Annotated in this window: 14 protein-coding genes; 2 read left to right on the top strand and 12 right to left on the bottom strand. The window is 55.4% G+C overall.

The features are described 5' to 3' along the window. Positions 1–390 precede the first annotated feature (390 nt). The 10 genes from PAT3040_RS24855 to PAT3040_RS24810 all read right to left on the bottom strand — a co-directional run bounded on the left by PAT3040_RS24855 (position 391) and on the right by PAT3040_RS24810 (position 10,946). On the bottom strand, positions 391–897 hold the full coding sequence (locus PAT3040_RS24855) for a DNA-directed RNA polymerase subunit beta (protein ID WP_108994800.1): 507 nt from the start codon (positions 895–897) through the stop codon (positions 391–393). A 20-nt stretch (positions 898–917) separates the two neighbouring features. Next, positions 918–1,757, bottom strand: coding sequence for a flagellar hook-basal body protein (locus PAT3040_RS24850; protein WP_087569462.1), 840 nt, complete (start codon positions 1,755–1,757; stop codon positions 918–920). 31 nt (positions 1,758–1,788) lie between these two features. Continuing rightward, positions 1,789–2,652 (bottom strand): flagellar hook-basal body protein, encoded by an 864-nt coding sequence (locus PAT3040_RS24845; protein WP_087569463.1) that lies wholly within the window; start codon positions 2,650–2,652, stop codon positions 1,789–1,791. A gap of 244 nt (positions 2,653–2,896) precedes the next feature. Beyond that, a complete protein-coding gene (gene mreB / locus PAT3040_RS24840; protein WP_087569464.1) occupies positions 2,897–3,886 on the bottom strand; it encodes a rod shape-determining protein MreB in 990 nt (329 codons plus the stop codon). A 150-nt stretch (positions 3,887–4,036) separates the two neighbouring features. Then, positions 4,037–4,324, bottom strand: a complete 288-nt coding sequence (gene spoIIID / locus PAT3040_RS24835) for a sporulation transcriptional regulator SpoIIID (protein WP_087569465.1) — start codon at positions 4,322–4,324, stop codon at positions 4,037–4,039. Between the two features lie 177 nt (positions 4,325–4,501). After that, positions 4,502–5,233 carry a M23 family metallopeptidase gene (locus PAT3040_RS24830; protein WP_108994799.1) on the bottom strand — a complete coding sequence of 244 codons (732 nt, stop codon included), beginning with the start codon at positions 5,231–5,233 and terminating at the stop codon, positions 4,502–4,504. 332 nt (positions 5,234–5,565) lie between these two features. After that, positions 5,566–6,789, bottom strand: a complete 1,224-nt coding sequence (gene spoIID / locus PAT3040_RS24825; RefSeq protein ID WP_108994798.1) for a stage II sporulation protein D — start codon at positions 6,787–6,789, stop codon at positions 5,566–5,568. 485 nt (positions 6,790–7,274) lie between these two features. Continuing rightward, the gene (locus tag PAT3040_RS24820) at positions 7,275–8,447 is read right to left on the bottom strand and encodes an ABC transporter permease (protein WP_108994797.1); all 1,173 of its coding nucleotides are present in this window, start codon (positions 8,445–8,447) and stop codon (positions 7,275–7,277) included. After that, positions 8,389–9,150: an ABC transporter ATP-binding protein gene (locus PAT3040_RS24815; protein ID WP_373863972.1), complete on the bottom strand. Its 762-nt coding sequence runs from the start codon at positions 9,148–9,150 to the stop codon at positions 8,389–8,391. The genes PAT3040_RS24820 and PAT3040_RS24815 overlap by 59 nt, the downstream gene beginning before the upstream one ends. Then, complete coding sequence (locus tag PAT3040_RS24810; protein WP_108994796.1) at positions 9,147–10,946, bottom strand: efflux RND transporter periplasmic adaptor subunit; 1,800 nt, start codon at positions 10,944–10,946, stop codon at positions 9,147–9,149. The genes PAT3040_RS24815 and PAT3040_RS24810 overlap by 4 nt, the downstream gene beginning before the upstream one ends. Positions 10,947–11,204: 258 nt before the next feature. Between PAT3040_RS24810 and PAT3040_RS24805 the strand changes: the two genes are divergently transcribed. Beyond that, positions 11,205–11,882, top strand: coding sequence for a response regulator transcription factor (locus PAT3040_RS24805; RefSeq protein WP_108994795.1), 678 nt, complete (start codon positions 11,205–11,207; stop codon positions 11,880–11,882). After that, a complete protein-coding gene (locus PAT3040_RS24800; protein WP_108994794.1) occupies positions 11,879–13,534 on the top strand; it encodes a sensor histidine kinase in 1,656 nt (551 codons plus the stop codon). The genes PAT3040_RS24805 and PAT3040_RS24800 overlap by 4 nt, the downstream gene beginning before the upstream one ends. A 143-nt stretch (positions 13,535–13,677) precedes the next feature. On the opposite strand, the gene PAT3040_RS24795 is transcribed toward PAT3040_RS24800, so the two are convergent. Next, positions 13,678–20,724 carry an InlB B-repeat-containing protein gene (locus PAT3040_RS24795; RefSeq protein ID WP_108994793.1) on the bottom strand — a complete coding sequence of 2,349 codons (7,047 nt, stop codon included), beginning with the start codon at positions 20,722–20,724 and terminating at the stop codon, positions 13,678–13,680. A 491-nt stretch (positions 20,725–21,215) separates the two neighbouring features. Further along, the gene (locus PAT3040_RS24785; protein ID WP_108994791.1) at positions 21,216–22,100 is read right to left on the bottom strand and encodes a carbohydrate ABC transporter permease; all 885 of its coding nucleotides are present in this window, start codon (positions 22,098–22,100) and stop codon (positions 21,216–21,218) included. Positions 22,101–22,103 lie beyond the last annotated feature (3 nt).

The raw sequence follows: 22,103 nt of genomic DNA, 5'->3' as shown, positions 1-22,103 counted from the left end.
GCGGGCCATTATTGCGGATTTTTCCGCTATATTCGGCAAAGCCAGCCCGACGGGGGCCAATATTGCGGATTTTTCCGCTATATCCGATAAATCCGGCTCGACACGGGGCCGCTATAGCGGATTTTTCCGCTACATTCACCGCACTGCAAGTTGGGTCGTACCTACTGCTATTTGCCGGCAGAGCACAGGGTCCCCCTGACGGCTGATTAAATTGCTGCGAGACGACTTAGGTGGTTGTTATTTATACTTCATTGAGCCGAGAAGCCGTCGACCTGCTTACCCACATTTATTGACCTCGCGCATAATTTCCCAGCCTCCAAAAATACAAAAAAGCCCCCCGTCTCCAGGAGGACTCGCGCGTCAGGCCATGGGCCTGGAATGAATAGCCAATCAAGACTCTGCAAAAACGAGGTCGTACAAGTGCTGCCAAGTCGACCATTTGAACACTTCATCCTTGGGAGCGTCGCCGAGGAACACATATCCGGCATACAAGCCGACGATGAGCATCACAATCATGACGACGGGGACGATACTCTTGCGGAACAGCCAGAAAGACACGACTGCCCATCTCGGGTATTCGCGTTCCTCTTCTGCTTCCTCATCCCACTCCGGTTCGTTCACCGGCTCTTCCGCTTCCGGCTTCGCGGGCTCCTCCGACTTCTTCTTGCCGAAGATCAGCTTCGCCTTCTTAGCAGGGACTTCCTTCTCTTGATCATTCGCTGTGCTCGAGTTCGAGCTCGAGCTCGACGAAGATCCGCCATGCCGTTCCATACGGGACAATCCGCTGCTCCTCATAGGAGTCCTCAGCTCAGCCGTTGCTCCGCCTGCTCTGACTCCGCCCGGGGCTGGTCTGTCTTCCAATTCGATACGGCTCGAATCTCTTCGTTCGTCAGCCATACGATCACCTTCATTCCATCCTACGCGCGCATCGTGTTCGCAATACCCATCATCGTATCGCTGGACGATAACGCTCTTGCTGCCAATTGATAAGCGCGCTGGACATTGATTAGCTCTGTCATCTCGTCGGTAAGCTGTACATTAGACTGCTCTAAGTAGCCTTGACGCAGAGCGATCCGATTATCCATCGTCGGCACAATCTCCTGCACGACGTCGTCGACATTAATGCCGAACGCAATCGTGAACAAATTGTCCGCCACCGGCGTAAGCGCCGCAGGGCGGGAAGCTTGCAGCAGCTTGATGCTACCGAGCTCAATCGTATTCTCGGAGGATACGCCGCGAACCGTGCCATCGGCATCCACGCGAAGCGTGTACCCTGCCGGCAGCACAACGTTGCCCTCCACGAATCCGCCGTTGCCGTCAGGCACGTTCGCCACAACCGGATAACCGTCTTCCGTTGCCAAAATCGTATCACCGTTTGCCCGCATCGTCAACTGGAACGCTCCGTTGCGCGTGTAAGCGCGCGTCCCCGCTCCATCCACCTGGACCTCGAACAAGGCATTGCCTTCGATGGCGAGATCCGAAACATTGTCCGTCGACTTAAGCGGACCTTGGGTCAGATTGGGCTGAATCATCGTCACCCGCGCGCCCCAGCCTTGATTGAGATCCAACGGGGTCAGCCGTCCCGGTCGTTCGAATGAACCCGGCTGCGTCTTCATGTTCGTCAGCAGATCCTCGAAGGACGCTTCCTTCTTCTTGTAGCCGACCGTGTTGACGTTGGCAATATTATCCGATAACAGATCCAGCTTCTGCTGGAGGGCGTTCATCGACACCATGGCGTTAATCATCGAAGCGTTCATGCCGCGTAATTCCCCCTTGTTCCCTTAGTCATTAAACGCGGCCAATCTCGTTCGCCGCCTTCTGCAAGCTCTGATCGTAGAATTGGATGACCTTCTGGTTCGCTTCGTATGCGCGCAGCGCCGCCATAAGATCCACCGAGGCTTGCGCCGCATCGACGTTGGAGCGCTCTATGAAGCCTTGTCTGACTTCGATACGCTCATCTGCTGCAATCGCCTGCACTTCTCCCTCGCCGTTCTTGAAGCGGAAGTTGCCATTGCCTTCGCGCACGAGATCATTCGGATTTTCGATCCGGGAGATGAGCAGCTGCGCGCCGACATCGTTGCCATTCTCATCGATAAAGCGTTGATCCGCCGTAAGCACCAGGTTGTCGAGCCCTACGCCTTGCGGCAGCGTAATCGGCTGCCCGTTCGTGCCAAGCACGAATGAACCATCGCCTGTCATCAGGAAGCCGTCACCCGTTAACGTAAATTTGCCGCCGCGCGTGTAACGGATCTCGCCAGACGGATCCTGCACCGTAAAGAATGCCTGAGGCTGAAAGACTACCTCGCCGTCAGCCGATACCCTCTTGCCGGATGCGTCGAAAGTAAGGCCATCCACTTCGATGTCAGAGATCAACGCGAAGTCGGAGGATTGATTCGTCTGCGTCAAGTCGCCTTGCAGATGAATGGACAAGCTCTCCTCGGCGAACACCCCGCTCGTCCATCGGCCGATCTCCGTTCGCTCTGCGCCTTGTACTCCCGTCATGGACAGAAGCATCTCCGGGAATGAACGCGTCACGGCGTTCGTCTGTTTGTATCCCGGCGTATTGATATTGGATATATTATTCGTAACCGTATCATGTCGGCGTTGCTGCGCAATCATGCCGGACGCTGCCGTATATAGACCTCTTAGCACGGTACTCCTCCTAAGTTCTGTCCTAAGTTCTGCTCAATGTGATGACTCTTCTATATTTATCGGTCCGGAATCAAGACCGCTTAATAGCTGAACATGAGACCAGAGACTTATATTCCGCCTCGGCGCGCCCCCCTAAGGCGCCCTACCTGCGGGAATCCGCCGCTTCTGCCAAGCTTGTCCGCCCTCGCTCCGCCATGCTGCCCCTATGCCTGGGTCCCCATCCAAAGCTCCTATGCCGCAAGGCTTACTTCTTGAGCCTGTCCAAGTGATCGAGCAGAATGCCCGTCCCTTTTACGACGCAGTGCATAGGGTTCTCCGCGATGAGCACCGGCACCTTAAGCTCGTCCGCCAGCAACGCGTCCATGCCCCCCAGCAGCGCTCCGCCGCCGGTCAGAATCACGCCTCTGTCGATGATATCCGCCGACAGCTCCGGCGGCGTCTGCTCCAGCACGTATTTGGCTGCGGCTACGATCGACATAACAGAATCCCACAACGCTTCTCTCACTTCGTGAGAGCGAATCGTTACGGTCAGCGGCAAGCCGGACACCATATCCCGGCCCCGAATATCGATCTCTTCGTTCCGATTCTCCGCATAGACAGTGCCGATCTTGATCTTGATATCCTCGCTGGTCCGTTCCCCGATCAAAAGCTTGTACTTATTTTTGATATACTTCATGATGGCATCGTCGAACTTGTCGCCCGCCACCTTTATGGAAGATGCCGTTACAATGTCGCCCATAGACAGCACCGCTATATCCGTTGTGCCTCCGCCGATATCCACAACCATGTTGCCGCTAGGCTGGAAGATGTCCATGCCGGCCCCGATAGCGGCTGCCTTCGGTTCTTCCTCCAGGTAAACTTCCTTCGCGCCGCTTCTCTCCGCCGCTTCCCGTATCGCCTTCTGTTCGACGGACGTAATGTTTGTCGGCGCGCAGATCAGAATGCGGGGACGGCTAAACCACTTGCGGCCATCCACCCGGTCAATAAACGCTTTCAACATAATTTCCGTAATCTCAAAGTCGGCGATGACGCCGTCCCGCAGCGGACGGATCGCCACAATGTTGCCCGGCGTACGTCCAACCATACGGTGCGCGTCCTCGCCGACTGCGAGCACTCGCTTCGAATCGCTTTCGATCGCAACGACCGAAGGCTCGTCAAGCACAATACCTCTACCCTTTACATGAATGGATACATTAGCCGTCCCCAGATCAATCCCGATATCCTTGCTTAGCATAAGGCGTAAGTCCCCCAACTAATAAATTGTACGTAGGCGTTCCATTTGGCCTTCCAACATCCGTGGAAAAACCCCTAACGTACATTATTCGTCAAAAAAGACCAAAATCCTCTCTTCGCCAAGCAATTTTTGATGAATATTCGGGTAATGTCAGACCTTGCCCGCAGCGAGCACTTCGCGCTTCTTGGAGCTGGTTTTCTTGTACTTGATCTTGGTCGCTTCGCCTCCTCTAAGATGCCGGATCGACTTGTGGTACTCGAGAATGTGCTTTACCTGGTCGGCCAGGTCCGGGTTAATCTCCGGCAACCGCTCGGTCAAATCCTTATGCACCGTGCTCTTGGACACGCCGAATTCTTTGGCGATCGTCCGCACCGTATGCTTCGTTTCCACGATGCAGCGGCCTATTTTAATGGTTCGCTCTTTGATGTAATCGTGCACGTTCCCGCCTCCCTACTCGAGATAGTTTGGTACATTATATGAGTGGAGTGGGTATATATTCGTTGTGGCCAAGCGTGACAAGCCCGGAAAGTGAATATTTTTGCAAAAAAAGAAGCAGGCCAGGGAAAAATCCCTTGCCTGCCCGCGGTTTCGGACGACTTTCGTCCTAGTGCGAAATTACTTGACGATATAATCCGCCGGGTTGACCGGCGATCCGTTGAGACGCGTCTCGAAGTGGAGATGCACGTCGAGGTCGCTCTCAAGCTCGCTGCGGCCCGCCTTGGCGATGATCGTGTTTTGCTCAACGTCGTCGCCCTCCGCCACTTGAACGTCCGAGAGGCTCTGATACACCGTCACCAGACCGTTGCCATGGCTAATCTCCACGATAGTGCCGTTCGTCGGATGCTGCTTCACCAAAGTTACTTTGCCGGACAGCGCCGCCAGAACATCGAATGGCGTACCGTTGGGATCAACAAAGTCGATGCCCGTATGAGCCGTGAAGGAGTTGCCGACCTGGATCAGCGCCGCTTCCTTCTCGGCCTCGCTTGCGTCCTCATCATAATACAGCGTTTCCTTCTGCAGCGCATTGTAATCGACTACCGGCCATGCCATCTTCTCGTCGCCCGTGATCACGCCCACGACATCCTCGCCCTTGCCTGTCTCTTCGTTCCCTTGTGCTTCTTCAGCGGCGTTGTCTGGACCCATTGTCGCTTGGTCCGTCTCACCCGACCCCTGATAGATCCACATGAGAGTAACGATAATTGCTGCCGCAGCCATGAAGATCGCTGGAGAAACCCATCGCTTTGCGAATAGTTTCTTCAGTCCGCTGCTAGAGTTTGCGGCAGACGCGCCTCCCAGACTATTTTTGGGAGTTTCTTGCTTGTTTTTGTTTTGGTTTTGTTCATTCATTAGCTATCACCTCACTAGCCATTGTTGCCAGATCTGCTAGGTTTATACGTGAGGCATAGCATTTTTTAAGAGTTTATCCTAGGGCGTGTCTGAATACTCCGAGGGGAGCAGATTTTGCCGAATTTTCGTTCCATGCAAGGAACTTTTGTGAAGGTGTACCGGGGGTACGTCAAGCAAAAGTGACGAAGCAGGGGGCGGAAAGGCGGTGAAAGATGCCCCTGAGCGGGTTTTCAGACACGACCTAATCGTACATGTTCAAGAAATACGGCTTTCGGCGCAATAGAGTATGCATCGAGTATCACATCGAGATCGATAGAAACCTTTGCGGCCTCTTATGGTAGATTCGAGGCTTGTTCGACCTTGGTCCCTGAGTAGTAATGAAGCAGAATATCCACGGCCGTACGGCCTTCCTTAGCCATCCCGTTCGCTCCCCACTGGCTCATGCCGACTCCGTGCCCGAAGCCGTAGGTTGTAAACGTAATGCCCTCCTTGCCAATCTTCCAACTGAATTGCGAGGATGCGAGTCCCAACCGCTCTCTCACTTCTCTTCCGGTAAAGGCCGTCCCGTTGACGGATATAGACTTGATTCGATTGCCCTCCGTTTTATCGACCAGTTTAATAGAGGGCTTGCCCTTCGCCTTCTTTCCTTTCATTCCCATCAGCTTATAGAATCGCGAGAGCTCGAATGTCTCCTCTTGCTCGTATCGGGGCGAGATCGACTTGTCCCATGGGCTGTCGACGCTGCGCAAGTAAGGGAGCGACATCGTCCAATACTCCTCGGAATTTTCCGTGTATCCGTTGCTGGTCGAGAAAAAGGCTGCCTGAATCGGTTCTCCCTCGTAGGTGACAACGAGTCCTTCCGTCTCGCGGACGGCCTGGGCAAGCTTCGCCAGATTTTCCGCCTCCGCCTCTCCCTCCCAACGCCTGCCGAGCTCCTTCTTCGACACGTAGACTTGATGCTCCACCGTATCCGAGACATCCGCTCCCCGGCTCGCCAGCTCATTGTCGCCCGCCGCCAGTCTGCGAATGATATAGGTCCTTGCCGCGATCGCTTGCGCCTTCAGCGCCTCCAGCTCGAAGTCGATCGGCATCTCCCCCGCCAGCACGCCCATTACGTAGGTCTCGATCGGCACCTTCTCTACCGTGCCTGTCCCGGTCAGATAGACTCGGACGGTTACTCCCTCAAGCGCGCCCTTAACGGCAGGCTCGGCTTGCGTCCCGGACTCGTCCTCCGCGGTTACGTCTCCCGGAGCTTGCTGCGATGTTGCCGGCGGCATCGCATCGCTATCTGCTCCTTTAGGCTCAATACCCGGCGTACCGGCTTCACTATCAGTTGGCCGCTTGTCCCCATCCTCCGACTCGACGACAGGCAAAGCACCAGCGTGAGTGCCCGGCTTGTCAACTGTTTTCGAATCCACCGTATCTTCCCGTATGCTGCCAGATTCCTCGATTGCTTGTCCTTGATCACCGTCTGTAGCCCGGATCGCAAAGGGAATGGATGCCGGGTACACATCCTTCGCGAGCCCATTGTCCGCTTCCGTCAGAAACCATCGCATACCGAAGACGACACAGCCCAGCGCGATTCCGACCCCGAAGACAGACCACCATTGCTTATTGCCCGGAATATAGATTGCCTTCGACCTGCCAAACCATCCTGTTGCTCTTATGCTACCCTACGCTCCTTCCCTGACAGGCTGCGCAGCCCCTCTTTCATTCAGCACGGATGAGAGGGATCCTCTTAACCTCCTCTTAACCGCCTGTACTACATTCTATGAGCCCGATTGGTAGGGTAGAAGAACAAAATCAGGTTCGGCAGCGGCTGGGGTCAATGAAGTATACTTCTAAGCTTCATTTTTTCGTTTCGTTCTCCTGATCGTCTATTTCTTATCTGATTTCACTGCGTTGTCATCCTTGGGCGTCTAGAGCCAAACCAAACAGGCAACGATCGTCGCCGGAAGGGCCGATCATTGCCTGTTTGTTGGAAAAACTAGCTATGAAATTGCGAATTATGCCTTACCATCAAATCATCGCCGCAAGACCGTTAATCGTGCCTCAGCGCGTCTACCGGCTTCAGACCGGCGGCTTTGTAAGCCGGGAAGAGACCGAAGACGATGCCGACGCAGGCCGAGAAGAGGAATGCGTACAGCGCCATATCCGAGGAGACGGCCGTCGGCGAATCCATCGCCGTCTCGATGACGAATGAAGCCGCGTATCCGAGCGCAACGCCCAGCGCGCCTCCGAGCGTGCTGATCGACATCGCCTCGATCAGGAATTGCAGCATCACGTCGCGCCGCTTGGCGCCAAGAGACTTGCGGATGCCGATCTCCCTTGTCCGCTCCGTCACGGAGACGAGCATAATATTCATAATGCCGATGCCTCCGACCACCAGAGAGATGGCCGCAACGCCGACCAGCATGGTGTTCATCGTCTCGTTAACGGCATTGAGCGTGTCCATTGCATCCTGCTGATTGAAGACGCGATAACTGTTCGAATCGCCGCGGAACAACCCCGTCAGCTCGGTCTCCAGCCTCGACGTCACGGCGTCCATGACATCCATCTCCGTTGTCTGAATATACACCGTCCGGACGCCGTCGCTATTGAAGATACGCTGGGCAACCGACAGCGGGATGAGCAGCTTCTCGTCGTTGGAGCCGGCTAGCGAGCTTCCCTTAGGCTCTAGCAAGCCGACAATCGTAAAGCGCATGCCGTTGACAAGTACGACCTTGCCCAGCGGATCGTCGCTGCCGAACAACTCGTCTGACGTCGTAACGCCAATCAGCGCGACCCGCGTCTTGTTGCGCTCGTCCATCGCCGTAATATACCGGCCGCTCTGCACGCTGAAGTCCTGCACAAGCTCGTACTCCGTCGTAATGCCGTCGACGGTGACGTTTGTACTCGTCTTGTCGTACTTCACCGACGCCGAAGAGCTCACGACCGGCGATATGCCGGCTATGCCTTCGATATTGGCAAGCTCGAGCGCCTCTTCCTTCGTTAATGTCGTGTCCGTGCCGCGACCGGTAATCGTTACCGAGAGCATGTTGGTTCCGAGAGAGGATACTTGCTCCTCGACCTGACGGGAAGAGCCCTCACCCATAGCGACCAGCGCGATGACCGTAGCCACCCCGATCAGGATGCCCAGCATGGACAGAACGGTTCTAAGCTTGTTGGACAGGATGCTGGAGAAGGCCATTCGGAAGCCTTGGGACAACTTCATGCTCCATCCTCCTCTCCTGCTCGGTCATACAGCCGTCTCTCATAACGACGATGCGCGAAGCACGGCGGGCTACTTCCTGGTCATGCGTAATGAGCACAATCGTATGGCCCTCCGCATTGAGCTGCTCAATGAGCGCGAGCACCTCTTGACCGGTCTTTGTATCCAGAGCGCCCGTCGGCTCGTCGGCCAGCAGCATCGGCGGATGCCCGGCGAGCGCGCGAGCGATGGCGACCCGTTGCTGCTGACCGCCGGACAGCTCGCTTGGCTTGTGGAACATTCGCTCCGACAAGCCGACCTGCGCGAGCGCGCGGGTGGAGCGCTCGCGCCGCTCCTTCGAAGACATGCCCCGGTAGACGAGCGGCAGCTCCACGTTCTCGATCGCGGACAGCTTCGGAAGCAGGTGGAACGATTGGAAGATAAAGCCGATCTTACGGTTGCGAATATTGGCCAGCTTGTTGTCGCTCAGCCCCTTCACCTCTATGCCGTCCAGCTTGTAGCTTCCTTCGCTCGGCGCGTCCAGGCAACCGATAACGTTCATAAGCGTAGACTTGCCCGAACCCGAGGGCCCCACAATCGCAACAAATTCACCCGGCATAACCTGCAAAGATATTTCGTTTAAGACGCGCACTTTCTCTCTTCCCATTACGTAGCTCTTCGACAGCTCCCGAATGTCGATAAGAGGCTCCATATTCGCCTGCATCATCGGGCACCGCCGCCTTGCGGCATTCCACCGCGCATGCCGCCTGATCCCTGGCCTCCTCCGCCGAAGCCTCCGCCGCCGAAATTGCCAAAGCTGCCGCCCATGCCGCCTGGGAACATCATCTCGGTACCCGCGGACGACGGGGCTGTTCCAACCGTACCCTGCGGCAGCGGGACAAGCACCGTATCGCCCTCGGATAAGCCCGATACGATCTCCACATACGTTTCGTCGCTAAGGCCTACCGTGACTTCTTTCAACTGACCGCCAAGTCCGATTCGCTCCGCCATGGCGCTTATTCGGTCATCGCCTGCCAGGTCGGGGGCCGTCTGTCCCCCGACACCTGGGGCTTGGGCTCCCGGAGCCTGGGCAGGAGCGGACTGTCCGTCTGCGTCGCCTGGCGCTGAGGAAGCCAAGGTCGTCTCCTGGGAACGAGCTTGACCGGACGGCATCGGGACTTCCCCTTCCGCGCGTCCTGGACCGGACGATGGCCTTTGTGGAATTTGTCGGTCTGCAGGCATAGCAGGAATAGCACCCATAGCCCCTCCAGCTCCGGCAGCCCGCCTCTCTGGCACTGCTTCGCCGTCAGCGCCGCCTTGCACGGCGGATCTACGGCCGCCGCCCGGACCTACCGCGCCTTCACCCGCTCCTACGCCTGCGGCGCCACTCCAGCTCTCGCCTCCCAAACCTACCGCGCCTTCAGCCGCTCCTACGCCTGCGGCGCCACTCCAGCTCTCGCCGCCCGAACCTGCCGCTCCTTCTCCCGCTCCTGCTCCTGCGGCGTCGCCCCAGCGCTCGCCGCCCGTACGCTCGCCGCCCGGCATTGCCGGGGGCTGCCCCGTCTCCGGCGAGGAAGCGTCCGAAGCGCCTTCGGCAGGCACGCGGACATAAGTCCGGCCCATCAGCTCCACGACCGCGTCCACAGGGACGACGACTACATTTTCGCGGGAATCGATAATCATATCCGCTTGTCCGGACATGCCGGCAAGAACGCCTTCCACTTCCTTGAGCGCAATGGCAACCTCGTATGCCGCCACGCCGCCCGATACCGAGCCCTCCTTGGCGAGCTCCAGAATCTCGCCTTCGAACGTCTTGTCGGGGAAGGCGGTGAGATGAATTTCCGCTGACTGGCCTACGGTAATCTGAGGCATATCCAGTTCGTCCACCTGAACGTTGAAGGTAAGAGCATTGTAGTCAACGATATCCGCAAGGATGGTATTGGCTTGCACTGTATCTCCGACAGCGACCTCGCTGACCGTCACCACTCCGTCAATCGCAGCTGTAACCTCCAGCCGTTCCGCTTGCTGCTCCCTCAGCTCCGCCAGTTCCTTCTCGCCAGCCGCCATCTCCAGCTTCAACACCTCAATATTAAGCTGAATCGATGCCAGTGAGGCTGGATCCGCCTCTTCCGCCACAGCCGTTTCCTTATATTGCTTCTCGTACTGCTCCAATTGCAATTGCTGCTTCTTGATGCTAAGCACCTTCTGGTCGATCTGGCCGCTCACATCCTCCTTCTCGAAGACGGCAAGCACCTGCCCGGCAGTCACATGATCTCCCACCTTAAAGCCAAGCTCCTCGATTGTTCCGTTAAGGCCCGCCTTGACCGATTCCTTCGTCTCGGCCGCCACGGAGCCGGAACCGCTCACTTTGAGGACAATATCCCCTCTCGTCGCTCTTGCTGAGACCGACGTCGCCTCGGCCGCGGCGGCCAACGGGCGCTGGGCATCCCAATAATAGTAGCCGCCGGAGCCTGCTGCCGCTACTACCAGCACTACACCGACGCCGATCATCCACTTCTTCATGTCCACTCCACCTTCCGACTATCGATATCAAGAGGGACTATAGCATGGGTTCATGAACGGCATATGAACGTCCTTGTCTACTGTCCGAACGCAGCTCCCGGCGAACGGGGGACCAGAAGTGATACGTTGCATCGCACGCATCCTCATTCGTTCCGGTTCACGATTTTCAGCTTCCTTTCATATTCGGTTCAGCTTGGTCTAAGCTTGTTCATATATGCTTGAGGGTACAGAAATTAGTGTAGATCGGGGGACACCGGCATGCCCAAAATCGTTGTCGTCGACGACGATCCCAACATTCGCGAGCTGATCGGATTATTTCTCAAGAGGGACGGCCATCAGGTCGTGGAGGCCGGGGACGGCATTGAAGCGTTGGAGAAGCTGAAGTCCGTGAAGCCCGACCTCGCCATCATCGACATCATGATGCCCCGGATGGATGGCTGGGCGTTATGCTCCGAATTGAGCGGAATCTACGACATTCCGCTGCTGCTGCTGACGGCCAAAGGGGAGACGATACACAAAGTGAAGGGACTTGAGCTGGGAGCGGATGACTACTTGGTCAAGCCATTCGACCCGCCGGAGCTGCAAGCTCGCGTGAAGGCTCTGCTCAGACGATACCGGATTACCGCTTCCCAGAACATCGAGTTGGGCAGCATCAACATGAACTATGCCGACTTCCGCATCTGCTGCGGCGAGGAAACCTTGTCGCTGCCGCCCAAGGAATTCGAACTGTTATTCAGGCTGGCCAGCTATCCCGGCAAAACCTTCTCTCGGGAGGACCTCATTACCCAGCTATGGGGAGTCGATTACGAGGGCGACGAGAGAACGGTGGACGTCCATATTAAACGGCTCCGCACCCGATTCCCCGAAGGGAGCTTCGGCTTCCGCATCGAGACGGTGAGAGGACTCGGCTATCGTCTGGAGTCTACGGCCGGATGACGCGCAGCCTGTACGTCCGCATTGTCGCGACGTTCCTGCTGGTTGTCGTGCTAAGCATCGCGCTGGCGTTCCTGCTGACGAACCAGTTGTTCAAGGGATCCCGCGGCTCGGTTGCCCAGAACTACGACGATGCCTTCGAGCGGATACGGCAACTCCATCATGTCGTCGAACCATCCTCGCTGTCCGGGTTCCTCGAAGAAATCGCCGATATCGAGGACATGACTATCCTTGCGGTCAGCTCCAAGGGCGAACGCATTTCGGTTGGCGAGTCTGCGGAGGAACTCCAGCGGCGAGTAAACGGATTTCGGCCGCCAGGCGTTTTGCCCTGGTTGGAAAGACGAGGTGTAGAAGCAACAAATGGAGTATCTGCCAACGATTCTATTGAGGTCGAAACGAGAGGCAGCTCAACGGGAACAATCGATGAGTCGGCCAGCGCCTCGGATTTCGATAACGAGTACTCAGGCATACGCTCGCAACGGGAAACCGCCGCGGAAGCTGACAGCAGCCGGCCGGCCGATGCCGCGAATAGTGGTGATGCGGCAGATAAAGCCGTACCTGCCGAGTCATGGACGGGAGAGGGCAGTCCACGCATATGGGGATATCGCTCCGGCTTGCCCCCACGCCAGCCTTCGGTCGGCGAATCCATCGGCCGTCTCGTCACGCTGGACGGCGAGCAGTGGTCGATCTTCCTGCAGCATAATCGATATCCGCGCAACAGCAACTTTATCCTGACGACGGCCACCTTGCTCCTCGCGCTGCTGGCGATCGGTTCCGTGCTTATCTTGTTCGCCGCGCGCTTCCTCGTCCGTCCGATCAAACATATTAACGATGCCGCGCTTCGCATGTCGTCGGGCAACTTCGCCGTTCGGCTGCCGGTCAAGCGCCGTGACGAACTTGGCGAGCTCGCGGGCAGTATGAACACAATGGCGGAGGGTTTGTCGCGGATCGAGTCGATGCGGCAGGATTTCGTCGCCAATGTCTCGCATGAGATTCAATCGCCTCTAACATCCATTCACGGCTTCGCCGAGGCGCTTCGCGCGGATGACGTGACGATCGAAGAGAAGGAGCGGTATGTCGGAATCATTCAACAGGAGAGCAGCCGGTTGTCCAAGCTAAGCGACAATCTGCTCAAGCTGTCCTCTCTCGACTCCGAACAGCATCCCTTCCATCCCGCGCCTTACCGATTGGACCGCCAGCTGCGGGAAATTATTTTGGCCGGAGAACCGGTCTGGCAGCGCAAGTCGCTGCGCGTCGAGCTCCAAGCCGAACCGCTCGCCTTAACGGCCGATACCGAGCTAATGAACGGCGTCTGGACCAATCTGCTGGCGAACAGCATCAAGTTTACGCCAAGCGGCGGAGCTATCGTTATAGCCGCGGCCGAAGAGGACGGCGTCATCCTCGTGTCCGTTCGCGACACGGGTCCCGGTATTCCCCTTGAGGAACGAGAGCGGGTATTCGAGCGGTTCTACAAGGCCGATCCGTCCCGCAATCGAAGCATCGGCGGAAGCGGCCTCGGCCTGTCCATCGCGCGCAAGATCGTCGAACTGCACGGCGGCACGATCGGGATCGTCACGGAGCACGGCGGGCCTGAAGGGGAGCCGTCCTCCTCGCAGGGAGCTTGCTTTGTCGTGAGGCTGCCCGTTCAGGAATAACGGAGCAGCCTCTTTAACACCATCGCAGTCCATTGCAAGTCAGTGTCTCTACATCTGGAAACCAACTCTGGACGGCGTTCTCTACAAAATAAAGAGCCTGTTAACCCGCTTAAGCGGATTAACGGGCTCTTTATTTTTACATCCTATAGCTTGTTCAAAAGATTCAAGATAGCCTGCGCGGTTTGAGCGCGGCTCGCGTCGGAAGCCGGATCGAAGATGCCGTTTCCTTTGCCTTGCAGAAGCCCGGCGGCGATGGCTTTATTTACTTCTTCTGCTGCCCATGCAGAGATGCTTGGGCCATCCTTAAGACCGGCTGTTTCCTGACCAGTCGCTGCAATCGCACGGTTCTTGTACTCGTAGGCGCGAACGAGCAATACCGCCATCTGTTCGCGGGTGATCTTCGCGTTCGGATCGAATTGGGTCTCCGATACGCCCGAGACAAGCCCCGCTTTATAAGCGATCGCCACTTCCTTCGCATACCATTGATCCGCTTGCACATCCTCGAACGGAACGGAGCTTGCCGCTTGCGTCAGGCCAAGCGCCCGCACCAGCAAGGAGGTAAATTCAGCGCGGGTCGTTTGTCCGTTTGGCGTGAAATGCGTTTCGCTTGTACCGTTAATGATATGTTTCGCCGCTAACACCTCCAGCGTACGAGCCACCCAGTGGTTCGAAGAAACATCCGAGAATGACTTCGCGTATTCCAGCACCGCATATTTACTCAGATGCTCAAGCGTAACCGTCACGGTATGCTTGGCTGTATTTACGCTGCCTCCAACGTATTCCCACGCTTTGGTTTCTTCATTGTAATAATAGATGCCCAGCAGGTCCTCATCGGCCTCATTGTTATAAGGCAGGGTGATTTCCACGCCGCCTTCAACATGACTGATGTCGATGCGCTCGTCGTTGTACTTCAGCTTAATCGTAATGTCGTAGACCACGCTTGCAACTTCCACACGCGCCCTACCGCCTTGGGCTGGGGCATTCGCGATATCTCCGGCAGTCACTGGCGCAACGATTACTTCAATACTTGCCCCGGACGGATTGCCCGCCTGCGTCAGCCATTGTTTCAGCGCATTCGCCTGAACGATTAGAACCGCATTCGCGGCTTTCACCTGGAGGGACAGTCCGCCGATATCCTGTACAGGAATGGACTTGGATGTGATGTCGCTGCCAAACTCCACAATCGCCTTGTTGCCAACCTTGATGACATCTGTTGGCGCTGGTGTCGATGGTATCGATGGTCCTGAGTTGCCAGGAGGATCAGTTGGCCCTGGATTGCTTGTTGTTTGGCCGCTAATCGTAATCGACTTCGTCCGCAGGATGCCCGAACCGTCGGCTGCCGTCGCTTTCACCGTTACGGTGCCGTCGCTCACAGCCGTCAACAGGCCCGCTGCACTGATCGTTGCGCTCCCTGTTCCATTGTCGACAGACCAGACCACCGCTTTGTTCGTTGCATTTGCCGGCAGTGCCTCTGCTGTTAATTGAAGCGTACCGCCTTTTGTCGTGATTGCATCATTACCGCTAATATGGATCGTTTCAACAGGTATAGCCTCCATAAACCTCTCGGCATGATCCACGGTATTGAGCATGACATAGTCATCTGAATTGACACGATATTGGAAGGTTACAGCAGCGTTCTTATCCACAGTAAAGCTGCCGCTCAATGTACCCTCCTTATCATCAATCTTGTCAGCCCAGGTGTAGGTGCCCGGTGTTATAAATGCGGTAACCATATAAGCATTTTTGCCGGTCTGCACCATCGGATATAAGGTTTCGTTTCCTTCTTTGCTCAGCGACAGCTCAACCTTGGCTGTGCCAATCGCCTTCCCATATTCATTATTGTCTTTGGTCTTAAAGGTAGTGCTGCCATCGTTGATCGAGTCAAAAAGCTCTCCTCTCAGCGAATTCACCCATAACACAAACGTATCCCTTTCCTTATCCGATGTCGGGAACACAACTCTCCGATTCGCAGAAGGAATCTCGCCATTATTCCATGTCTGGTCATAATTGATCTTGTAATCATACGATACAGCAACTGCCGGCACCGTATAGGTGAACTCTCTCGCAAAAATTCCGCCTCCACGGTACGGAAGAGCGGATAACGGACTGGCTTGATCCCAGCCGCCAAACGCTTTGAATTCTTCTATACCGTTGCGATTAAAGAAATTGCCGGTCCAGTTCGCCACTTTCTTGATGTCCTGCACCGGATTGCCATTAACATCCTTATGGACATCCTGTCCTGTCACCACTTTGCTGTCTGCCGCAAATAAACGGATAATCACATTTTGAGCGGCGTTGCTTTCTTTAATTGCGCCTTTATAGATCAATTCTCCATTTCTCAAAATCTTGTAGTCCTTGACTCCCCGAGGAAATGCCGCCTCGGCTTCGTACATGCCCTGCTCATACAGACTCATGTTCGTCAGGCTGTCGCCCACCTGAATCTGCAAATAATCGCCGACATTTACCTTGAAGTCTGCAGAGGGGTCCTCGCCGCCCTGACCGGGCAGATTATAGACTTCCATTTCATACAAGCTGGCATATTCTCCGATTTTCTCTGTTACATGAACACGCACATATCGATATTCAACACCGGCAAATCGGATCTCCTGCTTATTTGAGCTTGTACTTTGTCCTGTCGCAATCGTCTCATATCCCGCTTCAGGATCGTTGGTCCCTTCAATTGTAAACTTTGTTCTGTAGGAATCCGCATACTCATCAGCAGCTCCCCAATACAGAGTAAGCTGATTGAACGCTGTCTTCGCTCCCAAGTCCACAGCAAACCATGGATCCGGATCTTCTTCATGCAAGACTATAAAGGAGGTAGTGCTTCCATCCGTAAGATTGCCTACATTACGTGCGCCGATTCCGCGAGTAGCGCCCCTTGCATTGGAGGATGCGCTGCCCTGTTTCTGTTTCGCAAGATTAACCGTTGCATCCATGCCGCGTCCCGTCAAATCCGGCACATGATTAAGATCGCGATAGCTATCTGCAAACGCATGCGCCTTTCGTTCGATCAAGTTGACTAAATCGCGATCATAACTGACCGGATAATTTCTATAGTCAGAGCTTTCCACCAGCGCCTTTACTACGGACTGATCTGTTTCTCTGATCTGGAGAACGGGTTGTTCTTGTCCGGACATGGTATAGAAAAGCGTACTCGCCGATATCAAGGAAGCAAGATCATTGCCATGGACATTGTCGCCATTGCGGTACCAGCTTTTCCCTTCGTTAAAATACAGGTCATAATAAGCTTCTCCGCTAGGCGCCAATAACGCGCCATAGCTTTTTGCAACTTTGACGTATGCATTTGTGAAAGTGGTTTGCATGGTTTTGAACACGTCTTCATTGGACCAAGGCATGTACAAAACAAGCTGCGGCTTTGATTCTGCCTCCAGAATCCATGGATTAAACGCGCCGACCCCCTGCGTTAACAAGGCTTCAGTGAATCCGGAGGACTTTTCCTGAAGCACGACATAATCATAATCGCCATTCAAGATAGCCTCTCGTGTACTGACCGCAAGTATCTCTGCCTGATCGAGCAACGAGGCCCCCATCTGGGTCCGTGTATCTACTATGGCTTCTTTCCCCGCATAAGCAAACAACCGTTCCAATTTGTCTGCCACATCGTTATATCGGGTCAAGCTATTGCCCACCATTAGAATTCTAATGGTATCGTCGGTCGGATCCGGATTGCTTGTTGTCTGGCCGCTAATCGTAATCGTCTTCGTGTCCATGATGCCGGAACCGTCGGCTGCCGTCGCTTTTACCGTCACGGTGCCGTCGTTCACAGCGGTTAACAGGCCGGTATTTTGAATCGTTGCGCTTCCTGTTCCATTTTCGACAGACCAGATTACCGCTTTGTTCGTTGCATCTGCCGGCAGCACCTCTGCCGTTAATGAAAGCGAACCGCCTTTGGTCGTGATCGTATCCTGACCGTTAAGTCGGATCTCCGTAACAGGTACAAATCCGGTTTCCATTGACCAATTCGCGTAGAGGGTGGAGCTGGACGCATTGGACCAATTGCCCGTAAATACTCTGACGCCGTCACTGTTGTAATACTGCTGTCCGGTTCCGTCCGTGTTTGCGTAGAACCCCTGGAAAGCGTAGCCTTCTCTTACAGGACGGGCAATTCCCAGCGGCAGCATGCCGCCGTAGTTGACCGATACGCTTGCCGTACCGCTTGATCCGCTCTGTGGATCCAGCGTAATATTGTAGGTATTCGCCATAAAACGAGCGTAGAGAGTCTTATCGCCGACGGAGCCTACTGCAATGCTGCTGAGCTTGGAGCTCGACAGGAATTGCGAATCGGTATACCAGCCAGCAAAGGTAAACCCTTCCTTGGGGCTCGGTTCGCTCAGGCTAAACGTCTCCGTTTCAACGGTGTAGACGGTTGGCACGCTGCCTGGCATGGCCGCAGCGACTTCACCGTCCCTATAAGTAATGGCGTACGGTACAAGCTCCCACTTGGCAAAGAGTGTCGTCGCCTCCGTCACGGTATCGGATTCAAAATTCCACGCTTGCGTGTAGGCCGAATCCTTGAACCATCCTCCGAACGTATAGCCGTTCCTGACCGGTGTCTGCGGCGCGGTAATAGAGGTGCCGCTCACCAAGTTAGGGATGGACATGACCGGGCTGCCGCCAAGAGTATTGAACTCGACCAGGAATTTGCCGGCTTCCAGCTCGATCCATCCGGCGTATAAAGTCATTGCGTAAATATGATTGTCGCCAAGAGTATTGACTACGGGCGTGTCGAAATTATACTCCTGCGTGAACGCCGAATCGGTGTACCATTTTCCGTCGAAGAGATAGCCGCTGCGGGTAGGATCTGTTGCCGGTCTGATCGCTTTTTCCCCATCCCGGACATATTGATTGGCGACCGCGCTGCCGTCCGACGTGTTAAAAAACACGCCGTTGCGCCCCGGCGGGAATACGCCGCTGGCTGCGAAGCCGATATTGTTGCCTGCGGCAAAAGCCGTGTCCCAGTTGGCCCGGGCGTTATTGCCGGTATCGGAAGAGCCGTTGATGTTAAAGTTTGAAGCCCCGGTGCCGTAGAAATATAATTGCTCATTATTAAGCATGGAGGCGGTAATCGCCGGTTGACCGGTTTGTTGCCCGGAGTTGTTATTAAATATGATCCCGCCAACGGCAGCCCTTGGCGCTTCGATCTTATACCAATGGGTGTCCGCGCCATTGTATTTCATCCTCGTCATAGCGCCTCCGGGCCATCCGCCAAACAACTCGGGGTTGAAACTGTAAGCCCACACGCCGGAGCTTGCCCAAGCCTGGAAGCTCGCATTTCGGTTAATGGAAAGATAAATATTGACGTGTGTCGGCTCCAAGACCGGTGGAGGGACCGATCCTGCAGGCTCGACCCTGGTATAGGTAAATGCCTTGGTCATCCAATTCCCGCCGTCCGCCCGCCCTACCAACGTGACGGTGATCGGATCATTGTAGTTGGCGCTCACGGTAATGATGTCATTATGGGCAAAGCTCTTGGCGTCGCCGTTATTAATGGCGTAAGAGGCATTGCTCACATTGACGGACGACATTCTGAGCCGGATCTGATTGCCGGTAAAGCTGTTGCCGGCGCTCACATCGTCATCGTTAGGCAAGGCGGCCAAAATGGCGGAGTCGGCCTCCTCCTTCTCCATAAGGACCACAAGGCCAGGGTTGCTGGCGGTGTCGGTGTTGCCGGCCTTAGCAGGGTTGCCCGGGATGGTCCCGCTGATCCTGCCGTTCGACACGGTAAAGACGTCAGCCTCATTTAACGCGTTAACATAGAATCCATCCTTCAAGAACTGCACTTCGACACTGCCCAGAACACGGGCGGTTGTACTGGTGTTGATCAGCACCGCTCCGCCGCCGTCCGCAACTGTGCCGCGCTCGATCATGACGGCATTATTGCCGAGACTTTTCAGATTCTCGTCCCGTCCCGCCATGGCGTTGTGGAACTTGTTGACGGCCACGACTTCGGGATGGCTCCACTGGGGCCGGTTATAGTCAACGAACTCTGCGGTCCGCACATTGGTTCTCTGGGTCCCGTCGGCGTTGATATTACGGGCAAAGAAGAGGGGGGAAGCGTCCTTGCGCGCGGCAATCATGGCCCAGCCCTGTCTGATTTGCTTCGGGCTAAAGCTCTTGGATTCCCCTTCGTTGTTGTAGGTGTCGTGGGATTCTACCCAGGGTACCAGTTGGTCTGCCCTCAGTCCCTCGGCGGAGTAATCCGTCCATTTGTCTACACGACCGATGTCCCCTACCTCGAGGACGCCGCGTACATGATGACCGTACATCGAAGCGGTCAGGTCGATATACTTGGCATAGCCGGACATCCTGTCGTTATTAGGGTCTCCTCCTTGCAGCACCTCCCCGTACTGGAAGCTCACCTTGCCTTTCTCCTCAAGGTAAGCCTTGGCGGCGCCAGTCACATTTTTCACATAATCGCTTGCGAAATTTCCATCGGGATATTTCGTATTCGTTGCTCCCGCGGCAATGCTCGCCGGGGAAGGCAAGTCATCGTCCAACTCGACGTGTTTGATGGCGTCGTAGCGGAAGCCGCTCGCGCCGGCGTCGATCATATCCTTTAAGTACGCGATAAAGGAATCCTGAACAAATTTGGAGTGCGTGTCCAGATCCCTCAGCCCGGGGATCATTTCCGGCTGGGTCAGCAGGAAACGGTCATTATAACCTACGTTGCCGGTCACATTGTGGAAATGCGTGCTGTCGTTCCACGGGGCATCGGAGTTGGCGACGCTGCCTATGTGGTTAGGAATCACGTCGACGATGATCTTGATGCCGAGTTTTTCGGCGGCGGTTGTCAGGCTGACAAATGCGGCCCTGTCGCCGAATTTGTTGCCGTTGCCGCCAGCGATCATGTTGCGGGGGGTATAGGAAGAAGCCCAGTTTTCCCCGCCGGAGGAGCTGCCCATAATAGGCGAAGTCTGGATCGCCGTGTACCCGGCGTCGGCGATCGCCTGCAGATTTGACTCTATGACATTTAAGTTCCAGTCAAAGGCATGCAGAATAACGCCGTCCCGGATTCGTTCCGGCGTGGCGTTGCCCGCTGCGGAGGCCGTAGCTGTTACCGGCTCGGCCAGGGCAGCCGTCGGCATGGTAACGGCCGAAGCCATCATCCCCACAGTGAGAAGCAAACTAAGGAAGCGCTTTCGCTTCAGTCGATTGGTTTGTTTCATGGAAATGTTCACTCTCCTTGTCGATAAAATAAAGATGATTGGTAAAAAAGCAGCTCACCGAACACTATTTCACGAAAAGCTCAGGCTGTTGCTTGGATATTGCGCCATGTACCTCACCACCTTTAAAAAAACGATTGATTGTAACCGCATTCATATAAAAGGAAGTCGATTGCTTCCGCTTGAACGTGATGCTCCCAGGGCAACGATCTTCGCCCGAGGGGGGATCGCTGCCTGTTTATTGGAGCAGATAACTTATGAAGCGCGAACCGTGATTCGAAGCGAGTCTCTCCGCTTGCCTTTCGGCAGAAGTAGCCTGCGGAGGCGCCCTCGCGAAAAACTTCGTAAGTTCAGATCCAGCTTCACGTGGGGAATCGACGACTTGCTCTCCTCCTGCTTCGCTTGCCATCTATTCGGAGCGCCATGCCACTGCCCGCTTTGCCGTAAGAGGAACAACGGCGACGCCTATCTTTCGCGCTTACATCACGCTGACCTCAGCCCTTGACCGAGCCCAACGTTATTCCTTTGACAAAATATTTTTGAAGAAACGGATAAATCACGAGCAGCGGCAGCATCGAGATAAAAATTTTCGCCGCGTTCAGCGTCTGGTTGGACAGCTCGGTCATCCGCTTGACCTGCTCCGCATCCATCTTTGTAGGGTCGATGACGACCGCCACCTGCTTGATATACGATTGCAGCGGATACATATCCGACTTGTTCATCAGCACCAGCGCCTGGAAAAACTCATTCCAATGATACACGATCGTAAATACGAGAATCGTCGCGAGCACGGGCACGGACAGCGGCAGACAGATGCTGAACAGAATGCGCCAAGGTCCCGCACCGTCGATCAACGCCGACTCCTCCATCTCCTTTGGCATATTGCGCAAATAGTTCATGACGAGAATGACGTTGAAGACGGGCAGGCCTCCGCCCAGCACCAGTCCCCAAATGTTGTTGATCATGCCCAGCGACTGCATCGTCAGGTACCACGGCACGAGACCGCCGTTAAACAGCATGGCGAATACGAGCAGCCACATGAAGACGTTCCTTGGTTTGAAATCCCGCGACGTCTTCGACAACGGATAGGACATGAGAAGAATGACGAAGAACGAAATGGCTGCGCCGAGCACGACCCTTTGCACCGAGATCCAAAAGGAGCGGAAAAACTGCGCGTCTTCCATAATTCTCATATAGGAGCCCATCGTAAAGCCTTTGGGCCACAAAAAGACTTGGCCCCCTGCGGCGGCCGCCTTATCGCTCAAGGAGATGGACAAGGTATACCAGACCGGAGCGAGGCACAGCAACATGATGATAATAAGCAAGATGAGGTTCAGTCCGTTTAACAATCGGGACGCGGCCGTTCGTTCGGCTATCATGGC

The organism is Paenibacillus agaridevorans, assembly GCF_003112455.1.
Taxonomy (GTDB): domain Bacteria; phylum Bacillota; class Bacilli; order Paenibacillales; family Paenibacillaceae; genus Pristimantibacillus; species Pristimantibacillus agaridevorans.
This window is presented reverse-complemented; position numbering and strand designations above follow the sequence as displayed.

What these genes read in the sequence shown, in the direction of transcription:
- mreB (WP_087569464.1), bottom strand. Translation starts at nt 3,886, where the DNA reads ATGCTAAGCAAGGATATCGGGATTGATCTGGGGACGGCTAATGTATCC.
- PAT3040_RS24800 (WP_108994794.1), top strand. Translation starts at nt 11,879, where the DNA reads ATGACGCGCAGCCTGTACGTCCGCATTGTCGCGACGTTCCTGCTGGTT.
- PAT3040_RS24815 (WP_373863972.1), bottom strand. Translation starts at nt 9,150, where the DNA reads ATGATGCAGGCGAATATGGAGCCTCTTATCGACATTCGGGAGCTGTCG.
- PAT3040_RS24855 (WP_108994800.1), bottom strand. Translation starts at nt 897, where the DNA reads ATGGCTGACGAACGAAGAGATTCGAGCCGTATCGAATTGGAAGACAGA.
- PAT3040_RS24785 (WP_108994791.1), bottom strand. Translation starts at nt 22,100, where the DNA reads ATGATAGCCGAACGAACGGCCGCGTCCCGATTGTTAAACGGACTGAAC.
- PAT3040_RS24820 (WP_108994797.1), bottom strand. Translation starts at nt 8,447, where the DNA reads ATGAAGTTGTCCCAAGGCTTCCGAATGGCCTTCTCCAGCATCCTGTCC.
- PAT3040_RS24795 (WP_108994793.1), bottom strand. Translation starts at nt 20,724, where the DNA reads ATGAAACAAACCAATCGACTGAAGCGAAAGCGCTTCCTTAGTTTGCTT.
- spoIID (WP_108994798.1), bottom strand. Translation starts at nt 6,789, where the DNA reads ATGCGATGGTTTCTGACGGAAGCGGACAATGGGCTCGCGAAGGATGTG.
- PAT3040_RS24830 (WP_108994799.1), bottom strand. Translation starts at nt 5,233, where the DNA reads ATGAATGAACAAAACCAAAACAAAAACAAGCAAGAAACTCCCAAAAAT.
- PAT3040_RS24805 (WP_108994795.1), top strand. Translation starts at nt 11,205, where the DNA reads ATGCCCAAAATCGTTGTCGTCGACGACGATCCCAACATTCGCGAGCTG.
- PAT3040_RS24850 (WP_087569462.1), bottom strand. Translation starts at nt 1,757, where the DNA reads ATGAACGCTTCGATGATTAACGCCATGGTGTCGATGAACGCCCTCCAG.
- PAT3040_RS24810 (WP_108994796.1), bottom strand. Translation starts at nt 10,946, where the DNA reads ATGAAGAAGTGGATGATCGGCGTCGGTGTAGTGCTGGTAGTAGCGGCA.